The following is a 26071-nucleotide window of genomic DNA, read 5'->3' as shown; positions in this document are numbered from 1 at the left end:
TCTCTTTATGATGTGGCATCATCAGTTGATTGGATGAGTTTTAGATGAAAAGCGCGATCCATTTTACCCATGCCAATGGTATTCCTGCTGCAAGTTATCGAAAGTTTTTATCCTACTTTGCACCGCAATTTGATGTGAAGGCGATTCCGCTTATTGGTATGGATGAGCGCTATCCGATCACCAAAGATTGGCGATATTTGGTCGAACAAGTCATCGCAGATATCGAGCACCAATTTCCAAAACAAAAAGTGATTGGGCTTGGACATTCTTTTGGTTCTTTAGTCACTCTTATGGCGGCTTATAAACGTCCAGATTTGTTTTCACAACTGATTATTATGGATCCACCTTTCGTAATCGGTCCTAAGTCTGCCATTTTTGAAGGTATGCAAAAATTAAAGCTCAAAGCTGTGGATAAAATTACCCCAGCGGCAATTACATTGAAGCGTAATGACCATTGGCCAAATTTGGATGAAGCCTATACGGCACTACGGAATAATCGTTTATTTAAAAGTTTTGATCCGCAATGTTTTGAGGATTATTTTGCACAAGGTGTTCGCACTGATGAAAAACGCGGTGGCGTGACCCTCAGCATTCCAAAAGCCGTGGAAGCGCAAATTTTCCGTACAGTACCTGCATGGTGGTGGCGTACTCCACGAAAAGCCCCTCAAATGCCTGTACACCTTATCACCGCAGATAACAGCCATTTTTATAAACAAGGTTTGCCTGACGGAATGAAGAAAACCTATGGTATAGATTATAGTGTAGTTGAAGGTGGGCACATGTTTCCACTTGAGCAGCCGAAACAGACAGCGCTACACGTCATGCAGTACTTACAGCATTAGAAAAATAAATTTTGCTCATAAAAAAGGAGACCTGAACGTCTCCTTTTTTTGACCGTTAACTTTTAGCGAATCTGTGCTTCGTCTAAATGGCGAGCGCCTTCCAGGATCATACGAATCATAATCATGGTTTGTTCGGCAACTTCTTTGCGTTGTTCTGTCGGTAGATCAATGACTTTTGCACCCATGTTAAACACCAATTGGGTAATACCACGTGCCACGATGTCAGGATGAGCCAACTTGCTTTGATTTAAACGTTCTAGGACGATTAAATCTTCTCTTAATTCTTGTTGGAAATAGTTAAGTTGACGCTCAACTGCATTTTTATAGGAATGCGAACCAGTATAGCCTTCACGAAGTAAAAGGCTTAAGTTGCCTTCATCGGCATCTAGCTGCTGAATAAATACTTCAACTGAACTACGAATAATACTGCTTTGGCGTGATGCCTGAAGGCGTGCTTCATGCAAAATTTGACGTAACACACCACCAGCTCGATCAATCAACTCAATGGCTAATTCATCAATATCTTTGAAGTGACGATAAAAACTATTTGGAGCAATGCCAGCTTCACGTGCAACTTCACGCAAACTCAGTGATGAAATACTTTTTTGTGGACCAATTAAATTAAGCGCTGCCTGAAACAGTTCTTCCTTGGTAATTGTTGCTTTACGACCTACAGTGCGAACTGCAAGTGGAGTTTCAGCTTCAGAATGTAATTCTTCCTGGTACATGTTAACCATATTCGTCTGTGCAGACTGAGTCATATTTTTTAATAGATTAAAAACATTAACATATTATAGCGTCTGCTAATAGCTTTTGTGAAAATGTCGATTAAATGTACAATCGTATATACAAATATATATACATGTGTATAATAATTAAAAACCTCCCATGAGTTGTATTTGATTATGCATGTACTCGAAAAAGCGAAAAAGCCTTTAAACGCACTCAAAGACAGTGTTGTAGACGTCAATGCGGTAAATTTCTGGTTGCAGAAATTTAATCCGTTATGGTCTGGTAATCAGGCTCTCGGCAAAATTGTACAAAAAGAAAATGCAGCAAATGAGATGGTCAGCCTAACCATACAGGTGAACCGTTTATTTAAAATTGGCGAAGCTGGTCAGCATCATCCTGTTTTTGCTTGCGTAAATGGTATCCGTTACGAACGTACTTATAGTTTGACTCAGTTGGATGATCAACACGTATTGCTTAGCGTAAAAAAAGTGAATACGGGTATCGTGAGTACTTGGCTCGTAGAACAAGCACAAGTGGGTAACATCTTAGAATTTGGTCAGCCTTTTGGTGATATGACTTTGGTGTCAAATTCTGCGCCGTTGCTACTATTGGCTGCGGGTAGTGGTATTACGCCAATGTTGAGTTTGTTGAAAGCGATGAGCAAAACCAAGCAAATTGCGGAGCAACCAATTCAGTTAATGTATTGGGTTAAGTATCACGATGATGCCGCATTCAAATTACGCTTCGAAGCTTTGGCAAATCAATATCCAAACTTTAAATTTCAAATTTTCTTTACCCAAGAAGATGTTCCCGATCCACGATTAAATGCCGCTCACGCTGCTCAATTTGACAACATTGAGCACAGTACTGTGTTTGCATGTGGTCCATCGGGTTTCGTCACTCAGGCCGAAGCGTTATTTGATCATGCACAATGCTTTATGAGTGAAGCATTTAGCATGAGTCCAATTGCAACGGATGACATTGGTTTTGTGAATGTCACGCTTACGCAATCCAATAAAACCGTCAGTATTCCAAAAGGCCAATCAATTCTAGCCAGTCTTGAACAGCAAAATATCAAACCAAACCACGGTTGCCGTATGGGCATTTGTAATAAATGTGCCTGCAACAAAGTTGAAGGTTCGACTAAAAATATGGTCAATGGTAGCCAAAATACAGAACCGGGTAATTTACTCAAAATTTGTGTGAACTCAGCACAGTCAGATCTCGTTATTGATTTATAAGGTAGAAAAAATATGAACATGCCTGTAAAAATTGAATATTTTAAAAATCCTAAAAACCGTGAGTTAACCCAATCGCAATTAGATGAACTTGCGCGTGAGCTTGACGCGATTAAGCAAGAAGTTTTAGATGACTTAGGTGAAAAGGATGCGAAATACATTCGTCGTGTGTATTCGACTATTCGATATTCATCTATGGCAGGTCGTGCATTATTGTTTGCAGGTTGGTTTCCGCCAGCGTGGATTTTAGGCACAGGTCTTTTAGGTTTTGCCAAAATCATGGAAAACATGGAATTAGGTCATAATGTCATGCATGGTCAATATGACTGGATGAATGATCCTAAATTCAATGGTCAGACTTATGAATGGGATATCGTGGGTACTGCAGATAACTGGCGCCAAACTCACAATTTTAAACATCATACCTATACCAACATTAAAGGTATGGATGATGATATTGGTTATGGTCTCGTTCGTTTATTCCCAGAACAGCGTTGGAAGCCGGGCTATCTATTACAACCGATTTATAGCATTCCATTTTGCTTATTGTTCCAATGGGGGGTTGCCATTCAAAACCTTGAATTGGGTAAATACTTTAAAGGTCGCAAAACAAAACAGCAGACCAAAGAAGAATGGAAGCCAATGCAAGCCAAAATCGGCAAGCAATTATTTAAAGACTATGTGTTCTTCCCGCTTATTGCAGGGCCGGCAGCATTACCTGTGTTCACAGGGAACCTCGTTGCGAATGGTCTTCGTAATATTTGGACATTTAGTATTATTTTCTGTGGTCACTTTACCAAAGATGTTGAAGTTTTCCCGAAAAAAGTACTTGAAAATGAAAGCCGTGGACATTGGTACATGCGTCAAATCCGTGGTTCTTCAAACCTTACTGGTTCAGAAGCATTTCACATTTTGACAGGGCATTTAAGCCATCAGATCGAACACCATTTATACCCAGATGTTCCTGCGCGTCGTTATCGTAAAATGGCGCCAAAAGTACAGGCCGTATGTGAAAAATATGGTTTGAACTATAACAACGCAAGCTTAGTGAAACAGTACGGCAGTGTACTAAAACGTATTGTGAAATATGCGTTTCCATTTAAAAAGTAATAAAAGCTACGCTTGAGTTACTGGATCAAAAAAGCCATGCAATTGCATGGCTTTTTTATATTAACTTTGGGGAAATATCTATTTTACTTTTTGATATGTAATTTGAGGATCTTAATCAAATTCATATAATTTCCTTTTTTAGCCATACGAATGACCAATTCAATTTCTTCTTTCGTCCACATCTGGCGAGTGGCTGAGAAGGCAAATTGAGCAAGGAGTACAAATGGATTTTCGCCAAATTTAATATGGAGGCCTTTGACATATTTCGGTGGATTGAATTGATTCATATTCTTTTCCCGCTTTTAATATTTGACCGCATTATTTATAATTAATGAGAAAAATAGCACACTATAAAGTCAAAATAAAAGCAGAATTTTCAAAATTTAGTCATATATTAGAGCGACTTAAATTTAAGATTGTGATTGTTAACTTTGATTAATAAAACAAACTAAATCACTCGACTTTAGTCGAGTTCAGGTAGGCGTTTATCCTTTCCATTCATGAAATGGTGGGTGGCCAATTCAAACATAGCGAGGTCTTCATCGCTATTTCCATAGGCATAAACATGCTCATAGTCTTGAAGGTTAAATTGCTCCAAAACGCGAATTTTCTTTTGCTCGCCACTACAGTCTAAGGTTTGATACAAACCAGTCAGTATTTGGTCATTGGCTGCTGTTTCGGTACAAATCAGTTTGACCCCAAGCTTTTTGGCCACAGGTTTAAGATATAAATCGACGGATGCAGAAACCAATACGACTTCATGACCGCGTTTTTGGTGTTGCTGTAATTGTTCATACAGTGAAGGATTGAGTTCTGCCATCAAATGTTCAGCATATTGCGCTGCTTGATTTAAAACCTGCTCATGATTGGCTTGGCTAAACATTGCGGCATATAGGCGAGGACGCATTGCATGTGCAGGATATAGCTTGAGATAATAGCCTTGAATCCAAGGGAGAATTTTAATCCCTTGGCGCACGATATGCCTTTTAAGCAGAGAATAGAAGATGAACCCTGTAAAACTGTCTTTATTACACAGGGTTCCGTCAAAATCAAATAAGGCTAGAGTTTTAGGTTTTTGATGCGGCGCATGCATGTTTGATAACGTCCATCGACTCGTGTGGCAAACCAATTGGTATTGTAATCACGGCTTAATTTCGGCCCAGAAATTACGACTTCAGGCATCATGGCATAAAATGGTTCTTTTCCGGTCTTTTCTTGGTACAACTTTTTGACCGCTTTATACGTCAAAGTATCTTCAAAGTCCTGATCTTTTTCTTTTTTAAGATCTGAACGAATTTGACGTGGCGTCGCGATCACATTGTTTTCTGCAAAAACGGCAATCAGCGCGGTTTCAGACTGGCTTTTTGCTGAACGTGGAGAACCATCTTTATTATAAAGTAAGAGGTCACCATCTAAGCCGAGCTCAGCAGGGGTTAAGTCATTTAACATGCTTTGGAATGCCGCATTACGACTCGAATAACGACCCGAGTTATAATCTGCAAAACGATAAATCGGTTTGTTGTATTCAGCTGGATACATCATTAAACGGTGAATGCCATAATACAAACCGCCATATTGGCTATACATGTCTGTGCGTAGTGCAGCAATATTTCCACCTTGGCGTTTGTGGTCTTTGGCATAGCCTATATGGACTTGCATCGACCCCAAAGTGGTAATTGGGTTGAGCTTTTCACCAATATCCTGTCCGACCAGTTTCGCCGCGCCTGTTAATGCACTCACGTGATAATGTTTAGACATATAGTCAAAAATTTCACGATACAGCTCGTCTAGCTCACGTTCAGTTTGAACACGGCGCATTTGGCTCAGATAGTTATCTTCCGGACTCGGCTGATTTTTTAACACATCTTGGAAATAGCCAGCGACTGTACCACCGATGCCATCACCCAATTTATCTTTAAACTTTTCTTCAAGACGATCTTGAACTTCTTTGACGGCTTTTTCACCGAGTCCTGGCACATGTGGGTCAGCAACAAAATTGGACTCTTGATCGACCACAGCAACAATCGTACAGACATTTTCTTTCGTGGTCGGAATACCGAGCTGATCACTAATGTCATAGATATCATTGGCCCATGAAAGACGTTCATTCACGCGAGGTGGAATGGCTTTTTTAATCTGTTCTGCTTCCATAGTGGGTTCATCTTTGCTCCACCATGAACCATTACCACAGGCAGCTAAGCCAATGGATAAAGCCAGTACAGAAAGGGATTTAAAGCATAATGTGGTCGAAAAAGTTTTGTTCATATTTTCCAATAAACTCAGCCATATGGGGGCGACAAAGCAGGAGCAGTATACTATGCAAAATACATAAGTAATGAATAAATATGTATATGCCACATAGGGGACTGTCAATCTATTTATGGAGATCTACGCGTGTAAAAACAAGCAGTTTGGTTAGGATGATTGGAAAAAGAATGCTTTTTGAGCTAAATAGATGAATATTCCAATATCATTTTCAACAGATTATAAAAAATGAAGGTATATACTAGCTGAAATCCATAATTTTTTAAGGGGATTATTATGCCAGCTAAATTTTTCAGTCGATTCTTGGGTTTGATTGCGTTCGTTATGGTATTGGGGGCAATCTTTATTAACTTTGTTGTGGCTAAACCGATGGTGGAATATTGGATCTTACTCTTACTACCTTGTTTTGCCATTCCAATTTTAACCTCAGTGATGATCACGAAGGATGAAAATCTTTAACATCATCGTTCAGTAAATCTATTTTTCAATCCAATAGATGATGAATACACAGTCTTTGCAAAAAGCTCACATCGTGTGGGCTTTTTTGTCGATGTGTCCAAAGTCTTTTATACTGTGAAAATGAGAAATTTAAAACGCCAGCACAAATTAACGGTTTCAAACGTGATTTGGTCAACGGAACAAGATGCCGTGTTGATCGAACATGCAGATTTAGCTATGTCTGAATTAATCCAGCGCTTGGGATTTAGTGAAGAAGACATTTTACAAAGAAAAGAAGTATTAGGTTTAAACCGGCGGGCACGTCAAATTCAACGTTTATATTTTAAATAATTGAAGTCAAATTCATTGAAAGCTGCTAAAGACTTAAAATGTCTGTGAATTTAAAAACCCACAATCTGTGGGCTTTTAAATTTTTGCTCAATTATTTTGCAACAGCTTCAGAAGCAGGTGCCGCTTCAGTTGCGTCTTGAGCAACTTCAGTTGTTTGAGCTTCAGATGCAGCAGCTTCAACTTTTTGTTCTTCAGCAGCAAATGTAGTTGCAGCAGCAGCAGAGATAAGTGTAGCGAAAAGTACTTTGTTTAAAGTTTTCATGATTCAATCTTCAGTCTATTTTTTTTGAAAAAACAACTTAATGTATTAATCATGATAAAAGTGTAATTAAAATAGGTTGTTATGTGTCTAGATTGTGAACTTTTACAAAAAATTTATCACAATAAATCAATATTTTGAAATCCATCACAAAATAATATGTGTCATTCAAATATCGTTTAATATTTTAAAGACTTTAAAAAAAGAAAAACCCGAATAAATCGGGAAGTGTATTTTACGTTGTTATTACAGCGAAACTTACACACTTTTCGCTTAATAACAATTTATCGCACAATTATGACGCCATGATGAAACGGAGGTTATTCAGCAGGGCATGCAATTTTGAGTTTTTCTTTGTAATAGTCCTGTGCAATCTTCAAATCATTTAACATTTTATCTTGAGTATAGTCTTTGGCTGCGAGTTTGAGCATGGCAGGCATGTAGTTAGTTTTATATTCATGAGGGTAGTCATGACATAAGACTTGGGTTTTTTCCTTGATTGATGTGCTTGGAGCATCTAAAACATCAAGGTATTGACTGATTTGCGCATCTGACTGCTCAAATTGTTGAGTCGCTTGTTCCGTTGTTAAATCAGCGTTTTGGCTTTCAGCTGCAGCCACCTCGTCATTCGGTTGTTGGCAGGCAGTCAGAAAAGTAGCGAAAAATATAAAAGAGAGAATTTTCAATTTTTTCATAAAGTTCAACTCACTGATGTGAATTTATAGGGTTTAAGTTTTCGATGATTTTAACAGTATCCCTGTATAGTAACACCAGTATCGGCAGATACGCAGAAAGTCTGATGTTGAATCGATAGTACGTTAGCTACATGGCAGATGCATAACTTTCAACGACTCTTAAGCAAAAGCGTAGAAATTTTTGTTTGGAATTACTAAACTATCGCATTGCAAATTTGCCGTCCAATTCCGAAGCTTCAAATTCCTCAATTCAATCGTTGAGCAATGTTGATATTCATTGTCATCATTCAATTGCATAATCATTGCCATGAAACGTTTTTACGCTCAACTGATTTTGCGAACATAGATTTGAATTTAGCATTGTAAAAGTGGCTTGGAAGATTTCGAATGTGGTTCAGGCATCATTTGCTAAATATAGCTAGAGGTTAAAACATTGAGTCAACATCCTGTCATTCAAGAATTATTCGATCGTCCCATCGAGAGAAAACTGTGGGTGGCACCTATGGCAGGGGTTACAGATCGCCCATTTCGTACACTTTGCAAATATTTTGGCGCAGGTCATGCTGTCAGTGAAATGATGACGGCAGATAAGACGTTACGCATGAGTAAAAAGAGTCTTTATCGTGCCAATTTTGATGGTGAAATAGCGCCTATTTCTGCTCAAATTGCAGGGTCAGATCCAGCTGAGCTGGCTGAAGCTGCGCGCTATCAGGTAGCAAATGGTGCGCAAATTGTCGACATTAATATGGGATGTCCGGCGAAGAAAGTCTGTAATAAATTGGCAGGTTCCGCGCTGCTCAAAGATGAAGACTTGGTGGCTCGCATTTTAGATGCTGTGGTTGATGCAGTTGATGTGCCCGTGACCTTAAAAACCCGTTTGGGCTATCTCAATGGTCATGAAAACATTATGCGCGTTGCGAAACGCGCCGAAGAAGCTGGCATTGCTGCATTGGCACTTCATGGTCGTACACGTGAAGATATGTATCTGAATACGGCGCGTTATAGCTTAATTAAAGATGTGAAATCGTTGATCAATATTCCTGTGATTGCCAATGGTGATATTGATACACCTGAAAAAGCTAAATATGTATTGGATTATACCGGTGCCGATGCAGTCATGATTGGTCGTGCAGCTCAAGGTCGCCCATGGATATTCCGTGAAATAGGACATTACCTGACGACAGGTGAGCATATGGCGGCGCCAAGTATTATGGAGGTTCGTGACGTATTGCTTGGACATTTGTCTGAATTATATGGTTTTTATGGTGAATATTCAGGTTGTCGAATTTCACGCAAACATATTGCTTGGTACACCAAGGGTTTACGCTCTAGTAATGAGTTCCGCCAAAATATGTATAAAGTTGAATCTACAGTAGATCAATATAAAGTCGTCGAGAACTATTTTAATCACTTACTTGATCATGGTCAGATCATGAGTGATGTTCAAGTTGATCAGGTTAATTTGCTTGAAACCAAGTAACTGAAAGCCAAACGAAATAGATATGTCCAATTCGATACAAAGTAGGTCGACTTAAATTAGCTGGATTTATTTGAAATAGATTTAACTAACTTGATTCACATGATCTGAAACAATTCTTGAATTGTGCATCGATGATGGCCTAAATTACATATAAAAAGCCCTCGTTTTAGAGGGCTTTTTTAGGCATTCATGTTTGAATGACGCGTTGAGCTAAGTATTAGTTAAAGCGCATTTCTAAAACCAATTGATTGATCAAGTCAGGTGCTTCCAATTCACGTATTTGAGAGACGTTGGTTCCCGCCCAAAAAGCACCATATTCATGTATACCATGCTTGCTAGCAGCGGCATGTAATTGTTTGCCTAAATCATAGCTATATGGGTAAGCCGGAACGGTCGGGCGTGTTGGTGTGTCAATATCGGTGTGCCAGTTATTGATAATGCCACGAGCAGGGCGGCCTGAAATACTTGATGTAATCTGCGTGATGGGTGCATCAAATAATGCTTTGCGATAAGCTTCATTTGCATTTGATGTTTTGCATTGCACAAAAGCAGTGCCCAATTGAACAGCATCTGCACCCAACTCCATAATTTGATAGGCCTGATGTCCATTCATAATGCCGCCAGCAGCAACAACGGGGCATTGAATATGGCGTTTCAAGAGCTGAACCAAGTCACGTGTCTTAACGCTGCTATCAAAGTTTTCATTGAAAATGCCACGGTGACCACCAGCTTCAATACCTTGAGCAATCACGATATCAATGCCTGCAGCTTCGATCAGTTTAGCTTCTGCTAAGTTGGTTGCAGAAACTAGAGTCAAAATACCCGCTTGTTTCAAGGCTTGGATTTGATGTGGATGTGGAATACCAAAATGGAAGCTTACCGCTTTAGGGCGCGTTTCCAGTAAGAGGTTTAGAAAATGGTCATTATCTTTAAAGCTTGGATAAATACAGTTCAGTGCTTCTGGAGCTTCTGCATTATATTGAGCAAAGCGTGATTTAAATTGCATGATCCATTTGGCAGCAACTTGTTCATCGAGTTCTACTGTGTCATGACAAAAAAAATTGACCTGAAAAGGTTGTTCAGTGAGTTCTTGAGTTTGTAATATTTGTTGACGTGCATTCTCAACACTGCTTGCACCTAAACCCAGTGAACCAAGTCCACCTTGATTTGACACTTCTGCAGCAAGTTCAGGTGTAGAAACACCTGCCATTGGGGCAAGAAATATAGGGTGTTTGATGCCAAGTTTTTCTAATAAAGTCATGTGCATACTCCAATCACTCTAAATACTTTGCCCAAGCGAGTGAAATTAAGCAAATAATATTCGTTATTTCATATCAAAATGGTCTTATGCTTACACGAAAGTTGTACTTGAAATTAAGCGACACCTCGTGTCGTAGTAATGATGTATGACCCGACTTTTGAGGTGGATCCTTTTAAAATAATGCTGTGTTCACTTTAAATTTTATAATTCTCCCATGTCTGAACGTATCCGTGAAAAACTGCAAATTTTAGCCGATGCTGCCAAATATGATGTCTCATGTTCTTCGAGTGGTAGTAAGCGCCAAAATAAAGACAAAGGTCTGGGTAATACTGGAAACGGTATTTGCCATAGCTATACAGAAGATGGCCGCTGCGTTTCGTTATTAAAAATTCTATTTTCCAATGTCTGTATTTTTGACTGCGCATATTGTGTGTCCCGTCGAAGTAACGACGTAAAGCGCGCAGCATTTACGGTACAGGAAGTGGTCGATTTGACTATGAATTTTTATCGTCGGAACTATATTGAGGGGCTATTTTTAAGTTCGGGGATTTTTAAATCGGCGGATTACACCATGGAACGTATGTTGCAGGTGGTAAAAAAACTGCGTTTAGAAGAAAATTTTAATGGTTATATTCATCTGAAGACTATTCCGGGGGCATCTCAGGAAATCATTACCGAAGCAGGTTTATATGTTGACCGTATGAGCATTAATTTAGAAATGCCGACAGAAGATGGTTTAAAAAAATTTGCACCTGAAAAAAGTCATGTCGAAGTCCAAAAAGACTTAGGTATTGTGCGAGATCGTTTGATTCAATTCAAAGATGAACGAAAAATAATACGTACAGTCCCTAAATTTGTACCCGCAGGACAAACGACGCAAATGGTGGTGGGCGCACATCAAGAGTCTGACCGTGATGTAATACTGATGGCAGACCGTCATTACAAAGAGTTTAAGCTCAAGCGTGTGTATTACTCAGGTTATATTCCCATTAATGAAGAGGAGCGTGCGCTGCCAGCTGTGGGGTCTGCGCCACCTTTATTACGAGAAAATCGGCTGTATCAAAGTGATTGGTTAATGCGTTTTTATGGATTTGAAGCGACAGAGTTGGTCGATGAAGAGCATCCAAATTTAGAATTGGATATTGACCCTAAGTTAGCGTGGGCACTGCGTCATCCCGAGCAATTTCCCGTGGATATCAATCGTGCTGAATATCAAATGATCTTACGTGTGCCGGGCATCGGTGTGCGTTCTGCTAAAAAAATTGTTCAAGCACGACGTTTTGGTAAAATTCATATCGACCAATTAAAACGTATGGGTATTTCCTACAACAGAGCACAACATTTTATACGCTGTGAAGATTCACCTAAATTTATTCGTGAACAACAGCCTCATCAAATAAGACAGCAGATTTTGCAAAGTGGCCAGTCGAAATATACGCAGCAAATTTCTCCACAATTGAACTTCGGTTTTTAGGATACAGTCGTGAGTATTTATGTCTTTGATGGCACGATGACAGGATTGTTAAGCTGTGTTTTTCGGGCCTTTCAATTTAAGCAATTTGACATTCAGATTTGTACAGATGGGCAAGTGCAGGCAGGTCTTTTCGCCGAAGTCATTGATGTAGCTAGTCATGATGAACAAGCACAGCGAGTATGGCAAGGATTAAAGCTCAAAGCATCTGAAAGTGCTTTGAAGCAGTTTTATTATGCGTTTTTATCCGAGCAGCAGCAGGCTTTTCAGCATTGTTTTAATTTTGCGATTTATGTGTTCCAGCAACAGCGTGATGTGTCTAAAAACTATGGTCATGCTGATGTATTAGGGATGAGTCAGTGGGCGAAGCAAGTGGGGCGTGAAAAGCACCGAATGGAAGCTTTTGTGCGCTTTAAAAAATGTCAGGATGGCTTGTTTATCAGTTTAGTCTCACCTGACTTTAATGTATTGCCTTTGATCGAACGGCATTTTAAATCACGCTATCAAGATCAACGTTGGCTGATTTACGATGAAAAACGCAATTATGGCATTTATTATGATTTAAAACTGGTGCATCAAGTGGATATGGATGCCACAACCATAGATAGGCAAATACAATCAGGCCATAGTCAATCCTTTAATATCGAACTGGATGATGATGAGGTTTTGTATGATCAGCTTTGGAAAGATTATTTTAGAAGTGTCAATATTGAAGCCCGACGTAATATGAAATTACATGTGCAGTATGTGCCACGTCGTTATTGGCGTTATATGAATGAAAAAGCGATTTAGGTGCGAATCATCTAGCAATTTTCGGGCATAATGATTGCGCTTTTGATTGTTTAAGTGAGACTTTGATGAAATTATTTCTTGTTACGACCATTCTGACGACAATGGCATTAACGGCGTGTTCTGCAAATGAACAAGAAAAGAAAACATTCAATCCGCAAAGTTATCAAGTTGCCGATACAGCGGGATTACAACAACGCTTTGAACAATTAAATCAGACTCTAGCAGCCGATTTTAGTCAACTAAAAAAAGTAGAAAGTATGGCTTTTTCAGATCAATCCGCTTTAGATGTTCAGAACTTAAAAACTTTAAATCAGCATTTTGTTGCTAATACCGCTTTAAAAAGCTCCAAAATTGCCTATTGCGAAGTAATGAATCATTATTTTTCTGAAATGTATCATCTCGGACATGTGAACTTGGCCTTGGTGAAAGACGTTAAACTGCCAAATGCCGCAAACGAAGATTTGAGTCAGGTGTTTGCGAATGCTGACCAATTTTATGATTTTATTATCAACCGCTATACCACATACAAACAGGCACAAGAAACCATGCAATATGGTTGTAATCTAAAAGGCGCACTGAAAGATTAAAAAAAGCCCCTCATTTGAGGGGCTTTTTATTTCACAGAAATTAGCAGCCTGTAAGTTTTTCAGGTTGTGGACGTTCGCCAGGGAAGAAGATTGGACGTAGTTTGACGCCGATACCGTTCCCAATGAAGGCAAATACTAACCATAACCAACCATGCAAACTACCTGAAGCAATACCGCTGAAATACGCTCCAATGTTACAGCCGTATGCTAAACGTGCGCCATAACCTAACATCAAACCACCGATCACAGCTGCTAGCAGTGAACGTTTTGGAATATTAAAGTTCGGTGCAAATTTGCCTGCTAGGCTCGCTGCAAGTAATGCACCGAGCATGATGCCGAAATTCATCATCGACGTGATATCAAACCATAATGATTCGGTCAGTGCTTTGGCATTTGCAGGTTGCTGCCAATATGCCCAAGATGCAACATCGATCCCCATGATACTTGCTGATTTTGCGGCCCAAACGGCTAAGGCAGAGGTCACGCCCCAAGGACGGCCTGCAAGTGCGAGTGTGGCAAAGTTCAGTAAAGTTAGGATAATTCCGCCCCAAACCAATGGCCATGGTCCACGTAGAAAACGTTTCAAGCCGTGTTGCATTGCTTGCGGCTCAACCTCAAGCTGACCATGGCGTTTCTTTTCAAAGTAAACTGTTGCTGCGGCAATCAATATAAAGAGCACAAAGTTTAATGCCAGTGCAGGGACTACACCAAAGCTTTTGACTAAAGAAATCGGCTCAAAGTGGGGAAGGTCAAACCACCATTGAATATGCGAAGTTGCAATCAATGAACCTATACAGAAGAAGATCAGCGTTACAATCATACGTGCGCTACCTGCGCCCACAGTGTACAGGGTCCCTGATGCACAGCCGCCGCCAAGTTGCATACCAATACCAAAAATAAAGGCACCGATCATCACGGACATTGAAACAGGATTAACGTTACCTTTGACTGGGTTGCCAAATAATTCACCCGCACCTAAAGCAGGGAAGAAGAGCAATACAGCCAAAGCCAACATGATCATTTGTGCACGCAAGCCACGACCACGACGCTCTTTAATAAAGGCACGCCAACTCGAGGTGAAACCAAAAGACGCATGATAAAGCGTCATACCCAAAGCACTGCCAATTAAAAATAGCAATGCTTGGTTAACGCCTACAACCAGATAAGCACCAATGGTGCCTAAAATTAATAAAACAAAAGCCACCCAAATCGATACATTGGATCGATTGGCTGGCGCAGCAATAACAGACATGGAGAAAAAAGCTTAAAAAATGTATTTCTATTTTACGGTTTTTATATATTGTAAAAATTAATATTGTTTAGAATTCACACAATCATTGCTGTGAATAATCGATTTTCAATATTTGTAAAACTGATAAAAGAAACATTAAACTGGATTTACATTAAATAAAGAACCAATCCAACTTGAAAATAACATGGCTGCAATGCCCCAGAGTGCAACACGTAGACTGCCTTTCAACATAGAAGTACCTGCTGCATAACTGGCTAAGGCACCGAGTAGTGCTAGAGAAATCACGCCAACGGCCATAACGGTTTTTTCAATATGCATGTCAGCACTGATCAAGATCGCAACCATCGGAAATATTGCACCAATTGAAAAGGCTAAAGCCGATGATAGCGCTGCTTGAACGGGTTTTGCTGCTGTATTGTCATGGATTCCAATTTCATCTCGGGCGTGGGCTTCAAGTGCATCATGTGCAGTTAATTGGACTGCGACTTCATGGGCCAGTGTAGGCTCTAAACCACGTTGAATATAAATTTGGGTAAGTTCTTTAAGTTCTAGCTCAGGGTTCTTTTGTAGTTCTTTATGCTCCATGTGAAGATCTGCTTTTTCGACGTCTTCTTGAGATTTCACAGAGATATATTCGCCCGCCGCCATAGAGGTTGCACCAGAGATGAGTCCTGCAATGCAGGTAATGAGTAAGGTATGGCTAGAAGCACCACTTGCAGCCATGCCCATAATTAAACTAGTAACGGAAATAATGCCATCATTTGCACCGAGTACAGATGCACGTAGCCAACCTGTACGTTCCATAAAATGTTTTTCGGCATGATGTGAGTAAGACATTATTTTCTCTAAGTTTGTTATTTATATGACCTCATAAGATTGACCTGACATCAGTTAAATTTCAAGTTAAAAATAGATTGAAACAGTAAATTGAATAAAATACAGATGTAAAAAAAGCACCCGAAGGTGCTTTTTTTATAAAATGCTTATTGCTGCGCTTTTTCTTTCACGTTTGCTGCACCTTGTTCAACAGCACCTGCTGTTGCAGCAGTTGCGTCTTTAGCTGCTTCTTTGGCATTGTGTGCAGCAGCTTCAGCATTTTCTGCAGCATTTTCGGCTGCTGTCGCAGTTGCAGTTGCAGCATTATCAACAGCAGTAGCTGTCGCAGTTGCCGCATCTGAAGTTGCATCAGCGATGTCATGGCCTGCTTGGTCAGCAGCGTTTTCTAAGTGTTCACCAGTTGTTGCACCTGTTTCTGGCGCTTTGTCTTTATTACAGCCAACAAGTGCAACAGTTGCAGCCAAACCTAAAGCAACAAGTAATTTATTCATTTTGATCTTTCCTTTTTTTGTTATGCCCGTAGCATGGGCTGAATTTATATTAGCTGAAAAAATATTCGATATTTGATCAAAAATTGTTGATTTAGTGTAATTTTATCCAGCTTATTTTGTAGTTTGAAAGGCTTTATATCTGCTTATGGCGTTAAGGGTTTTGAGTAAATAATTCTTCAATTGAAGTCACAAGTAGATAGATAAATTCACTGTCTTCATGGCGCCATAAATATATTTCTTCCCCCAATTGTGTATCGTCTATCGTACGCATCAATAAATAATCGCCATCGCCGTTATGTGCAATAGCAATGCTGTTTTCAGGGAAGTCTTCAATTTCACTGATGGATTGATGTTCTGCGGCTAGATGATTCATTGTACGCTTTATTCTTTTCACATCGCTGGTGTCTTGGAAGGGAAAAAGCCACCATGCTTCGATGTCATCACCATCTTTAAATTCATCCGCGCTAGAAAAACTAATGCCGAATTCGCCACCATTTTCAATTTGCATTTTGGCTTTATATTTTTCTGGAAACTTAAATCCTAATTGTTCTTCAGTTGCAGTAATAAATTTTAAGTCTAATGGAAAGGGCATCATATTGTTCTTAAATGATTTTGGTGTTTTATGAATAAGCTAGGCGTAAATTTTAGTCAATATTTTTTACACTCGTTATTTTTATCCTAGATGTTTTAGTTATGGACATACGGGCCATAAAAAAGCCTGCAATCAATGCAGGCTTTTTTGAGAAATTAATCTATTAAGATTAAAGACCAGCAGATGCTTTAAGCGCTTCCACTTTGTCAGTTTTTTCCCATGTAAATGCGGTATCAGAACCTTCACGACCGAAGTGACCATACGCAGCAGTTTGTTGGTACATCGGTTGGATCAAGTTCAACATACGAGTAATACCGTATGGACGTAAGTCAAAGTGTTCACGTACAAGTGCAATAATCAAATCTTCAGATACTTTTGCAGTATTGAATGTGTTGATCGAGATAGATGTTGGTTCTGCAACACCAATCGCATATGACACTTGAATTTCACATTTGTCAGCTAGACCAGCAGCCACAATGTTTTTAGCAACATAACGGCCTGCATAAGCAGCAGAACGGTCCACTTTTGATGGATCTTTACCAGAGAACGCACCACCACCGTGACGAGCCATACCACCATAAGTATCTACAATGATTTTACGGCCTGTTAAACCACAGTCACCTACAGGGCCGCCAATGACGAACATACCTGTTGGGTTGATGTGGAATTTAGTGTCTGCATGGAACATTTCAGCAGGAATCACTTTTTTCACGATTTCTTCAATTACCGCTTCTTTTAATTGAGCTTGGGTAATTTTTGGATCGTGCTGAGTTGAAAGTACAACTGCGTCTAAGCGAACTGGCATGCCATTTTCATAAGCAAATGTTACTTGGCTTTTTGCATCAGGACGTAACCAAGCAAGTTTGCCTTGTTTACGTAGTTCAGCTTGTTTTTCCATTAAGCGATGTGCATATGAAATAGGTGCCGGCATAAGCACATCAGTTTCACGACTTGCATAACCAAACATTAAACCTTGGTCGCCTGCACCTTGATCTTCAGGTTTTTGACGGTCTACACCTTGAGCAATTTCAGGTGATTGTTTACCGATCATGTTGATCACGGCACATGTTGAGCCATCAAAGCCAAGATCTGAATGATGATATCCGATACCATTTACGGTATTACGAACAATCGCTTCAAAGTCAACATTTGCAGTTGTTGTGATTTCACCGGCAAGTACAACCGCACCCGTTTTTACAAGCGTTTCACAAGCAACCCGTGCATATGGGTCTTCTTTTAAGATTGCATCCAAAATAGCATCACTGATTTGGTCAGCCATTTTATCCGGATGGCCTTCGCTTACAGATTCCGAGGTAAATACAGCGTACTCGCGCATAAGTCCTATCACAGTTAAATTTAAAGACGCAATATGTTACATCGAGAAAGCGTTTAGGACTAGCTTAACATGACCAAATTGGATGAAATTAATTCATTTCAATGACTTTTTAATTGATATAGGCATCTAAAAAATTGATATGAGCAATGGATTTCTCAATTTAATTTTTTATGATGAGATAAAACTGAGATATTTTGTTTTGGCACAAGCAACAATGTGATTAGGCGTTAAAATGCCTAAAGTGGCATTTTAAGTGAATCAATTATAAGAAAAAATCAAATCAATATCCTGAGATTTATCAATAATGAATATCATGAACTGCCAGAATATGACTGTAAACGACAATTATTCGTTTAATTTGAAAAATAAAACACAATAAGTGCGGGCTTTTGAGGCTTGGTACGCAAATTGCCTATTTGTCATTACGTTGAATGGGGAAACGTAATGAAACAGTCTGGTTTTACACTCATTGAAATTATGATCGTGGTGGCAATCATCGGTATTTTGGCTGCAATTGCTACTGTATCTTACAATGGCTATGTCGCTCGGGCGCAAGTAGCTGAAGTATTAACAATGATTTCATCCTATAAATTGAAACTGATTGAAAATTATTCAGAGGAACAAAGCTGTGTAGATTTGAATACAGCGCTGAATGAAAGTATCAGTACCAAATATATTGCGAGTAGTGACATTATTGATGTGGCAGGAACGTGTTCAGTGGTTTTTACGTTTAAATCAACAGATGTCAATTTTGCTCTTCGCTCAAAGCAGATCTATTTTAATATTCCAGATGATTTAAATGGTGCTTGGAATTGTCAATCGGATGATATTTCGCAGCGAAATTTACCTGCTACATGTCGTGGTATCTAAAGTTCTGTATCTAGGGTCTCGAAGATATTGGATCAGTGTTGATTTCACAGGGATGAGTATGCTCTTAGAGTTTCATAAATATTCATAGGTTTTTTTATTGAATATATTTCATATTTCATATTTCATATTTCTAATGGCCATTTATCTGGATCGGCTTTGGCTGCTATTTATATTCACAATTTCCATTCGATGTATTGGACTTTTATCAATTACGAAGCGTTTGCTTTCGCCACTAAACTCTAAATATGCATTGCGCTGTCATTGATTCGCCATATAAAAGCGTCACTGTATACAAAATAAACGACATGCATAGGCTTGAAATTGAGCAATAAGCGCCCAAAATACAGGTGGTGCAGGAATAATTAGCGAAAATTTGCCCCTGAGGCTTTACCCATTCCGCTTTTTTTAAGACAATATGCGCATCTTTGAATTCTTATTCATCTTACTCTTTTAAACCATTTGTTTGGACTCTGACCTATGACAACCCCGCTTAACGAACGTCGTATTGCAAACGCAATTCGTGTATTGGCAATGGATGCTGTGCAAAAAGCAAATTCAGGACATCCAGGTGCTCCAATGGGGATGGCAGATATTGCTGATGTGGTATGGCGTGAATTCCTCAACCACAACCCTGCAAACCCACAATGGGCAAACCGTGACCGTTTCGTATTGTCAAACGGCCATGGCTCTATGTTGCAATATGCGTTATTGCATTTAACAGGTTATGACCTGTCTATTGAAGATTTGAAATCTTTCCGTCAATTGCATTCTAAAACTCCTGGTCACCCAGAATTGGGCTATGCACCGGGTATCGAAACAACGACTGGTCCATTGGGTCAAGGTATTGCAAACGCTGTAGGTTTTGCACTTGCTGAAAAAACTTTAGCGGCTCAATTCAACAAAGAAGACATCACAGTTGTAGATCACAACACTTACTGTTTCTTAGGTGATGGCTGTTTAATGGAAGGTGTTTCTCACGAAGCATGTTCATTGGCTGGTACTTTGGGTCTAGGTAAATTAGTTGTTTACTACGATGACAACGGCATCTCGATTGACGGTGAAGTAGAAGGCTGGTTCTCTGATGATACAGAACAGCGTTTCCTTGCATACGGCTGGCAAGTACTTAAAGTTGACGGCCATGATGCAGATGCAATCCGTGCGGCAACTGTTGAAGCAAAAGCTGAAACTGCAAAACCGACATTAATTATCTGTAAAACCATTATTGGTTTAGGTTCACCAAACAAACAAGGTAAAGAAGATTGCCACGGTGCGCCGCTTGGTAATGATGAAATCGCTTTAACTCGTGAAGCTTTGGGCTGGACAGAAGGTCCATTTGAAATTCCTGCTGATGTTTATGCAGCTTGGGATGCAAAAGCCAAAGGTACTGCTTCTGAATCTGCTTGGAACGACACATTTACTGCTTATGCTGCTAAATATCCAGCAGAAGCAGCTGAACTAAAACGTCGTCTTTCTGGTGACCTTCCTGCTGACTTCACAGCAAAAGCGGATGCTTATATTGCTGAAGTAAATGCTAAAGCTGAAACAATCGCTACTCGTAAAGCTAGCCAAAATGCCATTCAAGCTTTTGCACCACAGCTTCCAGAAATTCTAGGTGGTTCTGCTGACCTTGCAGGCTCTAACCTGACTTTATGGAAAGGCGCAGAAGGCGTTGAATCTAACCCAGCGGGTAACTACGTTCATTACGGCGTACGTGAATTCGGTATGACTGCGATTGCTAACGGTGTTGCACTTCATGGCGGTTTCGTTCCTTATGTAGCAACATTCCTGATGTTTATGGAATATGCGCGTAATGCAGTACGTATGTCTGCATTGATGAAACAGCGTGTAATTCATGTGTATACCCATGACTCAATTGGTCTAGGTGAAGATGGTCCTACACACCAACCTGTAGAGCAAATTGCATCTTTACGTGGTACACCAAACCTAAATACTTGGCGTCCATGTGACACTGTAGAAGCGTCTATTTCTTGGAAATCTGCGCTACTTCGTTCAGAAGGCCCTACAGCGTTAATCTTCTCTCGTCAAAACTTGCCATTCCAAACACGTACAGCAGATCAAATTGCTGATGTTGCGAAAGGCGGTTATGTACTTGCAAAAGAAAAAGGCGAATTGAAAGCAATCATCATTGCGACTGGTTCAGAAGTTTCATTGGCAATGGATGCTTATGCACAGCTTGAAGGTGTACGTGTTGTTTCTATGCCATGTGCTGAAGAATTCGTAAAACAAGACGCTGCTTACCGTGAAGCGGTTCTTCCTGCTGCGATCCGTGCGCGTGTTGCTGTTGAAGCTGCGCATGTGGACTACTGGTGGAAATTTGTTGGTCTTGATGGTCGTGTAATCGGTATGACGACTTACGGTGAATCAGCTCCAGCAAAAGACTTGTACCAACACTTCGGTATCACAGCTGATGCTGTTGTTGCTGCAGTGAAAGAAATTACCGCTTAATTCATAAAGATTAACCGTAAAAAAGACGCCCCAGAGAAGGGGCGTTTTTTATTGCAGAGATTAAATATATTTTTTAATTGTGAAATAACGATTTGTAACGAATGAATTAAAGCATTGGTTTAAAATTAATTCATTCATGCAGTATTCAGCCACGGGTGCAATGTTGCCCCAAGTGAGGAAACGATGAGCCTTTACGATCAGATAAATGATGAAATTGTACTGATGGATGCTGGTGAACAGAAATGGATTGGCACAGACTTAGAGCTTGAAGCAATGGTTGCAGTAGAGTTGATGTTGCAAGACTTGCAAGAAGACAAAGTGATTAAGATTCGCCGTAAGAACCATGAAAAGCATACAGGTTTAAAGCAGGTAGATCGGATCTTGGTTGAAAAGCTATAAGCTGAATGGTTAAAAAGTCCGAATCTTCGGGCTTTTTATTTGCCTATCGTATTTATAAAACAGATAAGAAAATGTTCTTTCAAGACTCATCATGTTTAAAAAGAGCGCATAAAATACAGTGTTTTCAACACAAAAAGCTTTATTTCAGTTATAAAAATCCAGTGATCATTTAAAAAAGCCATTGAACGTGCAAATACAAATTAAAAATTTAACTGAAATTTCAAAAAGCCAATGGCAGCCGCTCTGGGAGCTGTATTTAGAATTTTATAAAAGTCAGGTGGCGGATGCAGTGACCGAGCGAACGTGGCACAGGTTAAATGCTGCTGACTGCGAACATATGTATGGCTTTGCAGCCGTAATTGAACATCAAGTGGTTGGGATCGTGCATGTCATAGAACATGAGAGCTGCTGGACATTGCAGCCTTATGCCTATTTGCAAGATTTATATACGCTTGAAGAATATCGCGGGCAGGGTATTGGCAAGGCGCTGATCGCGAAAGTGAAAGAATATTGTGATCAGCGGCAGTGTGACCGTGTGTATTGGCTTACGCATCAGGACAATGAAACTGCGCAAAAGCTGTATGATCAAATCGCGAGAAAAACTGGGTTTATCCAATATCGCTGTCATTAACTTAATGTAAAAGGCCATTCCAAATCAACAGCAGCTCTTGCGTGAAGAGCTGCTGCATCTAAGTATTAAGCTGAAACTTTAAAGTTTTTAGCTGAGTCTGCATCTTGCTGAATGATCCATTCTCCGCCTACGCGGAAAGATGATGCTGAGGCATAGGTATCTTCCATGAATTGGAAATAGCTGATTAAACCATTTTGAACTTTGGCTTTAATTGAAAAAGGCGAGGTGAAAGTATTTTTTGCATAGACTGAGGTGTAGGTGAATTGACCAAATACAGCTACGGTTTCATCTTCAGCGATCATATCCGTGATTTGAAAGTCGTCGATATTCCAGTAGGTCCCGACGTTGGCAAAGGTATAAATATAAATGTCTCTGCCTGTGCCAGACCCAGCCCACGGCTCAATTTGTTTAAGTTCTGGGTTGCTGAAGTTTAAGGAAACATACGCCGCGTCTTCTGCAACTAGCAGCTGAATTGCATTTTCGACGAGTTCTTTTGAAGTATTCATAAGAAATGCCAAAACGACATCTTTGGGCATTTTAGTATTTAAGGCTTTTTCAATAGCCAGCGATTGTTCTGTCATTTTTGGGTACTCAGATTTTTATGATGTCTAAAAATCTTAAGTGGATTTGTTTAGAAAACCTACGACTCAGATAGGTTGATGTTTCCTAAATTTAGGATAAATAACTCATGGATCAATTAAATTATTAATTATTTGAAATATATGGGAAATTTAATAATTGAGAGTGGTTATAGATGCTGCTACAGATTTTACAAAACTATCGTTCTAAACATGCAACAAAACGTTTTATCTTTAAAGCTGTAATACGGCTAAAAACCTATAGACTTAATAGTATTCGATAGTGAGATAAAAACATGAACTTTAAAGCATTAACAATCGGTTTGGCGGTAGCATCAGTTACAACAATTTCTATGGCAAAACCTGTTGCCTATCAAATTGATCCTACTCATACAGCAACAGTATTTACTTGGAATCATTTTGGTTTCTCAACGCCTTCTGCAAACTTTAGTGACATTCAAGGGACAATTAATGTCGATAATGCAAAACCTGCAAATTCGTCTGTGAATGTGACGATTCCATTATCGAGCTTAAATACCAATGTCAAAGCATTAGATGATCATTTAAAAACAGCTGATTTCTTTGATGCTGAAAAATATCCAAATATCACGTTTAAAAGTACAAAAGTTCAAGCGATCAGCAAAACTAAATACAAAATCACGGGTGATTTAAAAGTTAAAAATGTGACTAAACCAGTGGTATTGGATGCTGTATTGAACAAGCAAGCCGTTCACCCAATGACTAAGGCGGAAACGATTGGTTTCAATGCAACGACTTCTTTTGATCGTTCAGCATTTGGTGTCGGTGCATATGTACCAAATGTAGGCGACAAAATTACGGTAAATATTACGACTGAAGCGGCTGTATCTACAGCAAAGGCAGCAGCGAAATAAGATTTAGCTCCCTCAGCTAAGTTAAGAAAGCACCCATTTGGGTGCTTTTTTATGTCTTATTTAACTGGTGTGTGATCAACTGCGATTGAGCAGCAATAGGCAGCCAAAACTGATGAAAATTCCACCGGTAATGGCGTCAATTTTTTTACTAAATTTTTGATAGTAATGGGTCATTTTAGGTGCTGAGAATAAGACCGCAACCAATGCAAACCAAATCAAACTTTCAATAAAGACTAAAGCCAATAAAGAGCTTTGATCAAAAATGCTGACCTTTGCACTGATCCCAATGGAAAATACACTAGTGAAATAAACCAATGCTTTAGGATTGGCCATATTGGTCAAGAAACCTTGGAATAACAGCGTCAAAGGTGATTTTTTCTGTACAGCTTGCTCGGTTGGTTTCGTTATTGTGCCGAGGTCTTTACTCCATGCAGATTTTAATAACTGAGAGCCTAAATATAAAAGATATAAGCCACCCAAAATCATGAGGCATTGTTGTAACCAAGCCATTTTTTGAAATAGAAAATGTAAGCCACTTATTGCACAAATTGACCAAACTAAAATACTAAGTGATATACCTAATGCGGCAAATAATGCATGTGATCTGGATTGTCGAATAGCACTTTGAGTGACGAAAAAGAAGTCTGGGCCTGGGCTGATGAGAGCAAAAAAGTGGATGAGCGCAATACTGAGTAAGGGAGTCATTCTAATGGCTTATACGTTTTGAAGTGCAACTGTTATAAGCCATTTAGCTTTAAATTAATAGCTATTTTAAAGCTCAAGCTGTTGTAAAAATTGTTGCAAAATCATGGGAGCAACACGTTCTAAATGAGGTGCATGTTGTTGGCTTTCCATGCGTAAATTTGGGATGTTAATTTGTGCTTTATGCAGTTCACATGTATGCCCAATTAGCCATTTTTCCATGGCCTGTGCTTCTGCTTCAATATGAAACTGTAGAGCTAGAATATTGGGCCCATAGCTAAACGCTTGATTTGGATAAATTGCTGAGCTGGCGAGTAACTGTGCATTTACAGGTAAATCAAAGGTATCACCATGCCAATGCAGTACAGGCACTTGATCTAATGGCGCTAATATATTGTGAGTAATAGCATCAAGTTCTAAGTTGCTCCAACCGATTTCTTTGCTATGACCTGCATAAACTTTCGCTCCCAATGCATGCGCAATTAGCTGAGCACCTAAGCAAATGCCTAAAGTCGGTAAATTACTCTCTAAACGTACTTTAAGTAAGTCTATTTCTTTTTGTAGAAAAGGGTAGTCATTAGTTTCATAAACTCCGATCGGGCCGCCCAAAATGATGGTAAGCCCTGTATGTTGCATAGCTTTACTGAGGTCATCGATACCAGCTTCGAAGTATCTCACCCGATAACCCAGTTGATAAAATACATCTTCCAATGAACCCAAATCTTCAAATGCAAGGTGTTGAATGACGTAAATGGTTTCGTTTAATGCAGTACTCATAGGGATTTTTCAGGATTAAAATTTCAAAATAGAATGTAGCTTGAATTGTCGGAGATTAAAAAGGAAAACTGTAAATTTTTCACAATTGCGAAAAGAGATAAATATAGAAGTTGGCTGAAGCGTATTGTTTTTTTCTTTGAATGATTAGGTCTGAAAATTGAACTTAGCATTTAAAACTTTTGTACTGTGAAGTAAGGGATTCTCGAAAGGCTTTATTGGCAAAATTTATGAGAAAAAGTGCATGATATTTTGATAAAGCTTTGGTTTAGTATAAAAAAAAGATGAAAAACCAATGGAAAAGCGTTTAGAGATGCGTATGATGAAATCTTCGACAAACAACAGTTCATTTTTCTTTTAATATCATCACATAATTAGATAACTGATTTTAAAAGTAAAAAAATATAAGCCAGGGAACTTGTATGCAGTCAAAACATAATCGAGATGCCAGTCTCTTGCATGCGATACATAAAATTTTATTGAAGGAATGGGACCCGTTAGGGATTCGCCGTATTCCTGCTTTACGTGATGAATATGATGATTATTTGCCCAACATTTTTAAATTAATTCAAGAGGATTCAAGTGAATCAGAAATTTTTGAATATTTATGGTGGGTTGAGCAAAAGGTCTTAGAGAAAAAAGGGCAGAAGGAACATACCCTAAAAATTGCGAAAATGTTGAAGGCAATTGAGCGCTAGTTTGCGGTCGTGTACGCATAAAAAAACCGAT

At 39.3% G+C, this 26071-nt stretch carries 30 protein-coding genes and 1 pseudogene; 16 read left to right on the top strand and 15 right to left on the bottom strand.

Annotation, left to right across the window (positions count from 1 at the left end; translation table 11 throughout):
• The first annotated feature begins 44 nt into the window (after window positions 1-44).
• The gene (locus LXF01_RS10105) at window positions 45-842 is read left to right on the top strand and encodes an alpha/beta fold hydrolase (protein WP_233944263.1); all 798 of its coding nucleotides are present in this window, start codon (window positions 45-47) and stop codon (window positions 840-842) included.
• 62 nt (window positions 843-904) lie between these two features.
• On the opposite strand, the gene fabR is transcribed toward LXF01_RS10105, so the two are convergent.
• Window positions 905-1579 (bottom strand): HTH-type transcriptional repressor FabR, encoded by a 675-nt coding sequence (gene fabR, locus LXF01_RS10100; protein ID WP_372491111.1) that lies wholly within the window; start codon window positions 1577-1579, stop codon window positions 905-907.
• Window positions 1580-1747: 168 nt separating this feature from the next.
• Here fabR and LXF01_RS10095 point away from each other — a divergent pair, with 168 nt between their 5' ends.
• Both LXF01_RS10095 and LXF01_RS10090 read left to right on the top strand, forming a co-directional pair.
• Window positions 1748-2815 (top strand): flavin reductase family protein, encoded by a 1068-nt coding sequence (locus LXF01_RS10095; RefSeq protein WP_233944262.1) that lies wholly within the window; start codon window positions 1748-1750, stop codon window positions 2813-2815.
• A gap of 12 nt (window positions 2816-2827) precedes the next feature.
• A complete protein-coding gene (locus tag LXF01_RS10090; protein WP_180077741.1) occupies window positions 2828-3922 on the top strand; it encodes a fatty acid desaturase family protein in 1095 nt (364 codons plus the stop codon).
• 83 nt (window positions 3923-4005) lie between these two features.
• On the opposite strand, the gene LXF01_RS10085 is transcribed toward LXF01_RS10090, so the two are convergent.
• The 3 genes from LXF01_RS10085 to LXF01_RS10075 form a co-directional block, all read right to left on the bottom strand.
• Window positions 4006-4209 carry a hypothetical protein gene (locus LXF01_RS10085; RefSeq protein WP_078188800.1) on the bottom strand — a complete coding sequence of 68 codons (204 nt, stop codon included), beginning with the start codon at window positions 4207-4209 and terminating at the stop codon, window positions 4006-4008.
• Window positions 4210-4385: 176 nt separating this feature from the next.
• Window positions 4386-5015, bottom strand: coding sequence for an HAD-IB family hydrolase (locus LXF01_RS10080; RefSeq protein ID WP_233944261.1), 630 nt, complete (start codon window positions 5013-5015; stop codon window positions 4386-4388).
• Window positions 4982-6187, bottom strand: coding sequence for a DUF1615 family protein (locus LXF01_RS10075; protein ID WP_233944260.1), 1206 nt, complete (start codon window positions 6185-6187; stop codon window positions 4982-4984). Before LXF01_RS10075 ends, LXF01_RS10080 begins: the two co-directional genes overlap by 34 nt.
• A gap of 276 nt (window positions 6188-6463) precedes the next feature.
• Between LXF01_RS10075 and LXF01_RS10070 the strand changes: the two genes are divergently transcribed.
• Both LXF01_RS10070 and LXF01_RS10065 read left to right on the top strand, forming a co-directional pair.
• Window positions 6464-6646: a hypothetical protein gene (locus LXF01_RS10070; RefSeq protein ID WP_233944259.1), complete on the top strand. Its 183-nt coding sequence runs from the start codon at window positions 6464-6466 to the stop codon at window positions 6644-6646.
• Window positions 6647-6766: 120 nt separating this feature from the next.
• Window positions 6767-6976 (top strand): acyl-CoA thioesterase, encoded by a 210-nt coding sequence (locus LXF01_RS10065; RefSeq protein WP_233944258.1) that lies wholly within the window; start codon window positions 6767-6769, stop codon window positions 6974-6976.
• Between the two features lie 91 nt (window positions 6977-7067).
• Here the strand turns inward: LXF01_RS10065 and LXF01_RS10060 are convergent, their stop codons facing one another.
• Entirely contained in the window at window positions 7068-7238 is a 171-nt protein-coding gene (locus tag LXF01_RS10060) for a hypothetical protein (protein ID WP_171262568.1), read from the bottom strand.
• Window positions 7239-7555: 317 nt separating this feature from the next.
• The gene (locus tag LXF01_RS10055; RefSeq protein ID WP_233944257.1) at window positions 7556-7930 is read right to left on the bottom strand and encodes a hypothetical protein; all 375 of its coding nucleotides are present in this window, start codon (window positions 7928-7930) and stop codon (window positions 7556-7558) included.
• 475 nt (window positions 7931-8405) lie between these two features.
• Here LXF01_RS10055 and dusB point away from each other — a divergent pair, with 475 nt between their 5' ends.
• Window positions 8406-9410 (top strand): tRNA dihydrouridine synthase DusB, encoded by a 1005-nt coding sequence (gene dusB, locus LXF01_RS10050; RefSeq protein WP_267967535.1) that lies wholly within the window; start codon window positions 8406-8408, stop codon window positions 9408-9410.
• A gap of 217 nt (window positions 9411-9627) precedes the next feature.
• Here the strand turns inward: dusB and LXF01_RS10045 are convergent, their stop codons facing one another.
• A complete protein-coding gene (locus tag LXF01_RS10045; RefSeq protein ID WP_180127893.1) occupies window positions 9628-10671 on the bottom strand; it encodes an NAD(P)H-dependent flavin oxidoreductase in 1044 nt (347 codons plus the stop codon).
• Between the two features lie 214 nt (window positions 10672-10885).
• Here LXF01_RS10045 and LXF01_RS10040 point away from each other — a divergent pair, with 214 nt between their 5' ends.
• From LXF01_RS10040 to LXF01_RS10030, 3 genes are all read left to right on the top strand, one after another.
• Window positions 10886-12145: a putative DNA modification/repair radical SAM protein gene (locus LXF01_RS10040; RefSeq protein ID WP_078193581.1), complete on the top strand. Its 1260-nt coding sequence runs from the start codon at window positions 10886-10888 to the stop codon at window positions 12143-12145.
• A 9-nt stretch (window positions 12146-12154) separates the two neighbouring features.
• Window positions 12155-12934, top strand: a complete 780-nt coding sequence (locus LXF01_RS10035; protein WP_180003828.1) for a TIGR03915 family putative DNA repair protein — start codon at window positions 12155-12157, stop codon at window positions 12932-12934.
• Window positions 12935-12999: 65 nt separating this feature from the next.
• Window positions 13000-13521, top strand: coding sequence for a hypothetical protein (locus LXF01_RS10030; RefSeq protein ID WP_180155441.1), 522 nt, complete (start codon window positions 13000-13002; stop codon window positions 13519-13521).
• A 40-nt stretch (window positions 13522-13561) separates the two neighbouring features.
• Here the strand turns inward: LXF01_RS10030 and LXF01_RS10025 are convergent, their stop codons facing one another.
• From LXF01_RS10025 to metK, 5 genes are all read right to left on the bottom strand, one after another.
• Window positions 13562-14773, bottom strand: a complete 1212-nt coding sequence (locus tag LXF01_RS10025; protein ID WP_233944256.1) for a YeeE/YedE family protein — start codon at window positions 14771-14773, stop codon at window positions 13562-13564.
• 135 nt (window positions 14774-14908) lie between these two features.
• Window positions 14909-15610, bottom strand: coding sequence for a VIT1/CCC1 transporter family protein (locus LXF01_RS10020; protein ID WP_180010154.1), 702 nt, complete (start codon window positions 15608-15610; stop codon window positions 14909-14911).
• A gap of 146 nt (window positions 15611-15756) precedes the next feature.
• Window positions 15757-16101, bottom strand: a complete 345-nt coding sequence (locus LXF01_RS10015; protein ID WP_180094279.1) for a hypothetical protein — start codon at window positions 16099-16101, stop codon at window positions 15757-15759.
• 151 nt (window positions 16102-16252) lie between these two features.
• On the bottom strand, window positions 16253-16696 hold the full coding sequence (locus LXF01_RS10010) for an SMI1/KNR4 family protein (RefSeq protein ID WP_233944255.1): 444 nt from the start codon (window positions 16694-16696) through the stop codon (window positions 16253-16255).
• A 166-nt stretch (window positions 16697-16862) separates the two neighbouring features.
• Window positions 16863-18029 (bottom strand): methionine adenosyltransferase, encoded by a 1167-nt coding sequence (metK, locus tag LXF01_RS10005; protein ID WP_078188779.1) that lies wholly within the window; start codon window positions 18027-18029, stop codon window positions 16863-16865.
• A 444-nt stretch (window positions 18030-18473) separates the two neighbouring features.
• Here metK and LXF01_RS17600 point away from each other — a divergent pair.
• The 5 genes and pseudogenes from LXF01_RS17600 to LXF01_RS09980 form a co-directional block, all read left to right on the top strand.
• A pseudogene (locus LXF01_RS17600) lies at window positions 18474-18570 on the top strand (prepilin-type N-terminal cleavage/methylation domain-containing protein); the annotation flags it as partial.
• Window positions 18571-18602: 32 nt separating this feature from the next.
• Complete coding sequence (locus LXF01_RS09995) at window positions 18603-18899, top strand: pilin (RefSeq protein ID WP_233945456.1); 297 nt, start codon at window positions 18603-18605, stop codon at window positions 18897-18899.
• A 477-nt stretch (window positions 18900-19376) separates the two neighbouring features.
• Window positions 19377-21365 carry a transketolase gene (gene tkt, locus LXF01_RS09990; protein WP_233944254.1) on the top strand — a complete coding sequence of 663 codons (1989 nt, stop codon included), beginning with the start codon at window positions 19377-19379 and terminating at the stop codon, window positions 21363-21365.
• Between the two features lie 183 nt (window positions 21366-21548).
• Window positions 21549-21764, top strand: coding sequence for a hypothetical protein (locus tag LXF01_RS09985; RefSeq protein WP_078188774.1), 216 nt, complete (start codon window positions 21549-21551; stop codon window positions 21762-21764).
• 187 nt (window positions 21765-21951) lie between these two features.
• Entirely contained in the window at window positions 21952-22395 is a 444-nt protein-coding gene (locus tag LXF01_RS09980) for a GNAT family N-acetyltransferase (RefSeq protein WP_442781338.1), read from the top strand.
• A gap of 65 nt (window positions 22396-22460) precedes the next feature.
• On the opposite strand, the gene LXF01_RS09975 is transcribed toward LXF01_RS09980, so the two are convergent.
• On the bottom strand, window positions 22461-22976 hold the full coding sequence (locus LXF01_RS09975; RefSeq protein WP_233944252.1) for a nuclear transport factor 2 family protein: 516 nt from the start codon (window positions 22974-22976) through the stop codon (window positions 22461-22463).
• Between the two features lie 293 nt (window positions 22977-23269).
• On the opposite strand from LXF01_RS09975, the gene LXF01_RS09970 reads away from it, so the two are divergent.
• A complete protein-coding gene (locus LXF01_RS09970) occupies window positions 23270-23866 on the top strand; it encodes a YceI family protein (RefSeq protein ID WP_233944251.1) in 597 nt (198 codons plus the stop codon).
• A gap of 75 nt (window positions 23867-23941) precedes the next feature.
• Here the strand turns inward: LXF01_RS09970 and LXF01_RS09965 are convergent, their stop codons facing one another.
• Together LXF01_RS09965 and LXF01_RS09960 are read right to left on the bottom strand one after the other, a co-directional pair.
• Entirely contained in the window at window positions 23942-24571 is a 630-nt protein-coding gene (locus LXF01_RS09965; RefSeq protein WP_180007745.1) for a LysE family transporter, read from the bottom strand.
• A gap of 66 nt (window positions 24572-24637) precedes the next feature.
• On the bottom strand, window positions 24638-25345 hold the full coding sequence (locus LXF01_RS09960; protein WP_233944250.1) for a glutamine amidotransferase: 708 nt from the start codon (window positions 25343-25345) through the stop codon (window positions 24638-24640).
• A 419-nt stretch (window positions 25346-25764) separates the two neighbouring features.
• On the opposite strand from LXF01_RS09960, the gene LXF01_RS09955 reads away from it, so the two are divergent.
• Complete coding sequence (locus LXF01_RS09955; protein ID WP_078193570.1) at window positions 25765-26040, top strand: hypothetical protein; 276 nt, start codon at window positions 25765-25767, stop codon at window positions 26038-26040.
• Window positions 26041-26071 lie beyond the last annotated feature (31 nt).

The organism is Acinetobacter sp. SH20PTE14, from assembly GCF_021391555.1.
Lineage (GTDB): Bacteria > Pseudomonadota > Gammaproteobacteria > Pseudomonadales > Moraxellaceae > Acinetobacter > Acinetobacter amyesii.
This window is presented reverse-complemented; position numbering and strand designations above follow the sequence as displayed.

Bases quoted from the DNA above. Each gene is read 5' to 3' on its own strand.
- LXF01_RS10045 (WP_180127893.1), bottom strand. From the start codon at position 10,671: ATGACTTTATTAGAAAAACTTGGCATCAAACACCCTATATTTCTTGCC.
- LXF01_RS10015 (WP_180094279.1), bottom strand. From the start codon at position 16,101: ATGAATAAATTACTTGTTGCTTTAGGTTTGGCTGCAACTGTTGCACTT.
- LXF01_RS10010 (WP_233944255.1), bottom strand. From the start codon at position 16,696: ATGATGCCCTTTCCATTAGACTTAAAATTTATTACTGCAACTGAAGAA.
- LXF01_RS10060 (WP_171262568.1), bottom strand. From the start codon at position 7,238: ATGAAAACTTTAAACAAAGTACTTTTCGCTACACTTATCTCTGCTGCT.
- LXF01_RS09960 (WP_233944250.1), bottom strand. From the start codon at position 25,345: ATGAGTACTGCATTAAACGAAACCATTTACGTCATTCAACACCTTGCA.
- LXF01_RS10040 (WP_078193581.1), top strand. From the start codon at position 10,886: ATGTCTGAACGTATCCGTGAAAAACTGCAAATTTTAGCCGATGCTGCC.
- LXF01_RS09955 (WP_078193570.1), top strand. From the start codon at position 25,765: ATGCAGTCAAAACATAATCGAGATGCCAGTCTCTTGCATGCGATACAT.
- LXF01_RS10025 (WP_233944256.1), bottom strand. From the start codon at position 14,773: ATGTCTGTTATTGCTGCGCCAGCCAATCGATCCAATGTATCGATTTGG.
- LXF01_RS10090 (WP_180077741.1), top strand. From the start codon at position 2,828: ATGAACATGCCTGTAAAAATTGAATATTTTAAAAATCCTAAAAACCGT.
- LXF01_RS10075 (WP_233944260.1), bottom strand. From the start codon at position 6,187: ATGAACAAAACTTTTTCGACCACATTATGCTTTAAATCCCTTTCTGTA.
- LXF01_RS09970 (WP_233944251.1), top strand. From the start codon at position 23,270: ATGAACTTTAAAGCATTAACAATCGGTTTGGCGGTAGCATCAGTTACA.
- LXF01_RS10105 (WP_233944263.1), top strand. From the start codon at position 45: ATGAAAAGCGCGATCCATTTTACCCATGCCAATGGTATTCCTGCTGCA.
- tkt (WP_233944254.1), top strand. From the start codon at position 19,377: ATGACAACCCCGCTTAACGAACGTCGTATTGCAAACGCAATTCGTGTA.
- LXF01_RS10080 (WP_233944261.1), bottom strand. From the start codon at position 5,015: ATGCATGCGCCGCATCAAAAACCTAAAACTCTAGCCTTATTTGATTTT.
- LXF01_RS09985 (WP_078188774.1), top strand. From the start codon at position 21,549: ATGAGCCTTTACGATCAGATAAATGATGAAATTGTACTGATGGATGCT.
- metK (WP_078188779.1), bottom strand. From the start codon at position 18,029: ATGCGCGAGTACGCTGTATTTACCTCGGAATCTGTAAGCGAAGGCCAT.
- LXF01_RS10085 (WP_078188800.1), bottom strand. From the start codon at position 4,209: ATGAATCAATTCAATCCACCGAAATATGTCAAAGGCCTCCATATTAAA.
- LXF01_RS10095 (WP_233944262.1), top strand. From the start codon at position 1,748: ATGCATGTACTCGAAAAAGCGAAAAAGCCTTTAAACGCACTCAAAGAC.
- LXF01_RS10055 (WP_233944257.1), bottom strand. From the start codon at position 7,930: ATGAAAAAATTGAAAATTCTCTCTTTTATATTTTTCGCTACTTTTCTG.
- LXF01_RS10070 (WP_233944259.1), top strand. From the start codon at position 6,464: ATGCCAGCTAAATTTTTCAGTCGATTCTTGGGTTTGATTGCGTTCGTT.
- LXF01_RS09995 (WP_233945456.1), top strand. From the start codon at position 18,603: ATGATTTCATCCTATAAATTGAAACTGATTGAAAATTATTCAGAGGAA.
- LXF01_RS10020 (WP_180010154.1), bottom strand. From the start codon at position 15,610: ATGTCTTACTCACATCATGCCGAAAAACATTTTATGGAACGTACAGGT.
- LXF01_RS09965 (WP_180007745.1), bottom strand. From the start codon at position 24,571: ATGACTCCCTTACTCAGTATTGCGCTCATCCACTTTTTTGCTCTCATC.
- LXF01_RS10030 (WP_180155441.1), top strand. From the start codon at position 13,000: ATGAAATTATTTCTTGTTACGACCATTCTGACGACAATGGCATTAACG.
- LXF01_RS09975 (WP_233944252.1), bottom strand. From the start codon at position 22,976: ATGACAGAACAATCGCTGGCTATTGAAAAAGCCTTAAATACTAAAATG.
- LXF01_RS10065 (WP_233944258.1), top strand. From the start codon at position 6,767: ATGAGAAATTTAAAACGCCAGCACAAATTAACGGTTTCAAACGTGATT.
- fabR (WP_372491111.1), bottom strand. From the start codon at position 1,579: ATGGTTAACATGTACCAGGAAGAATTACATTCTGAAGCTGAAACTCCA.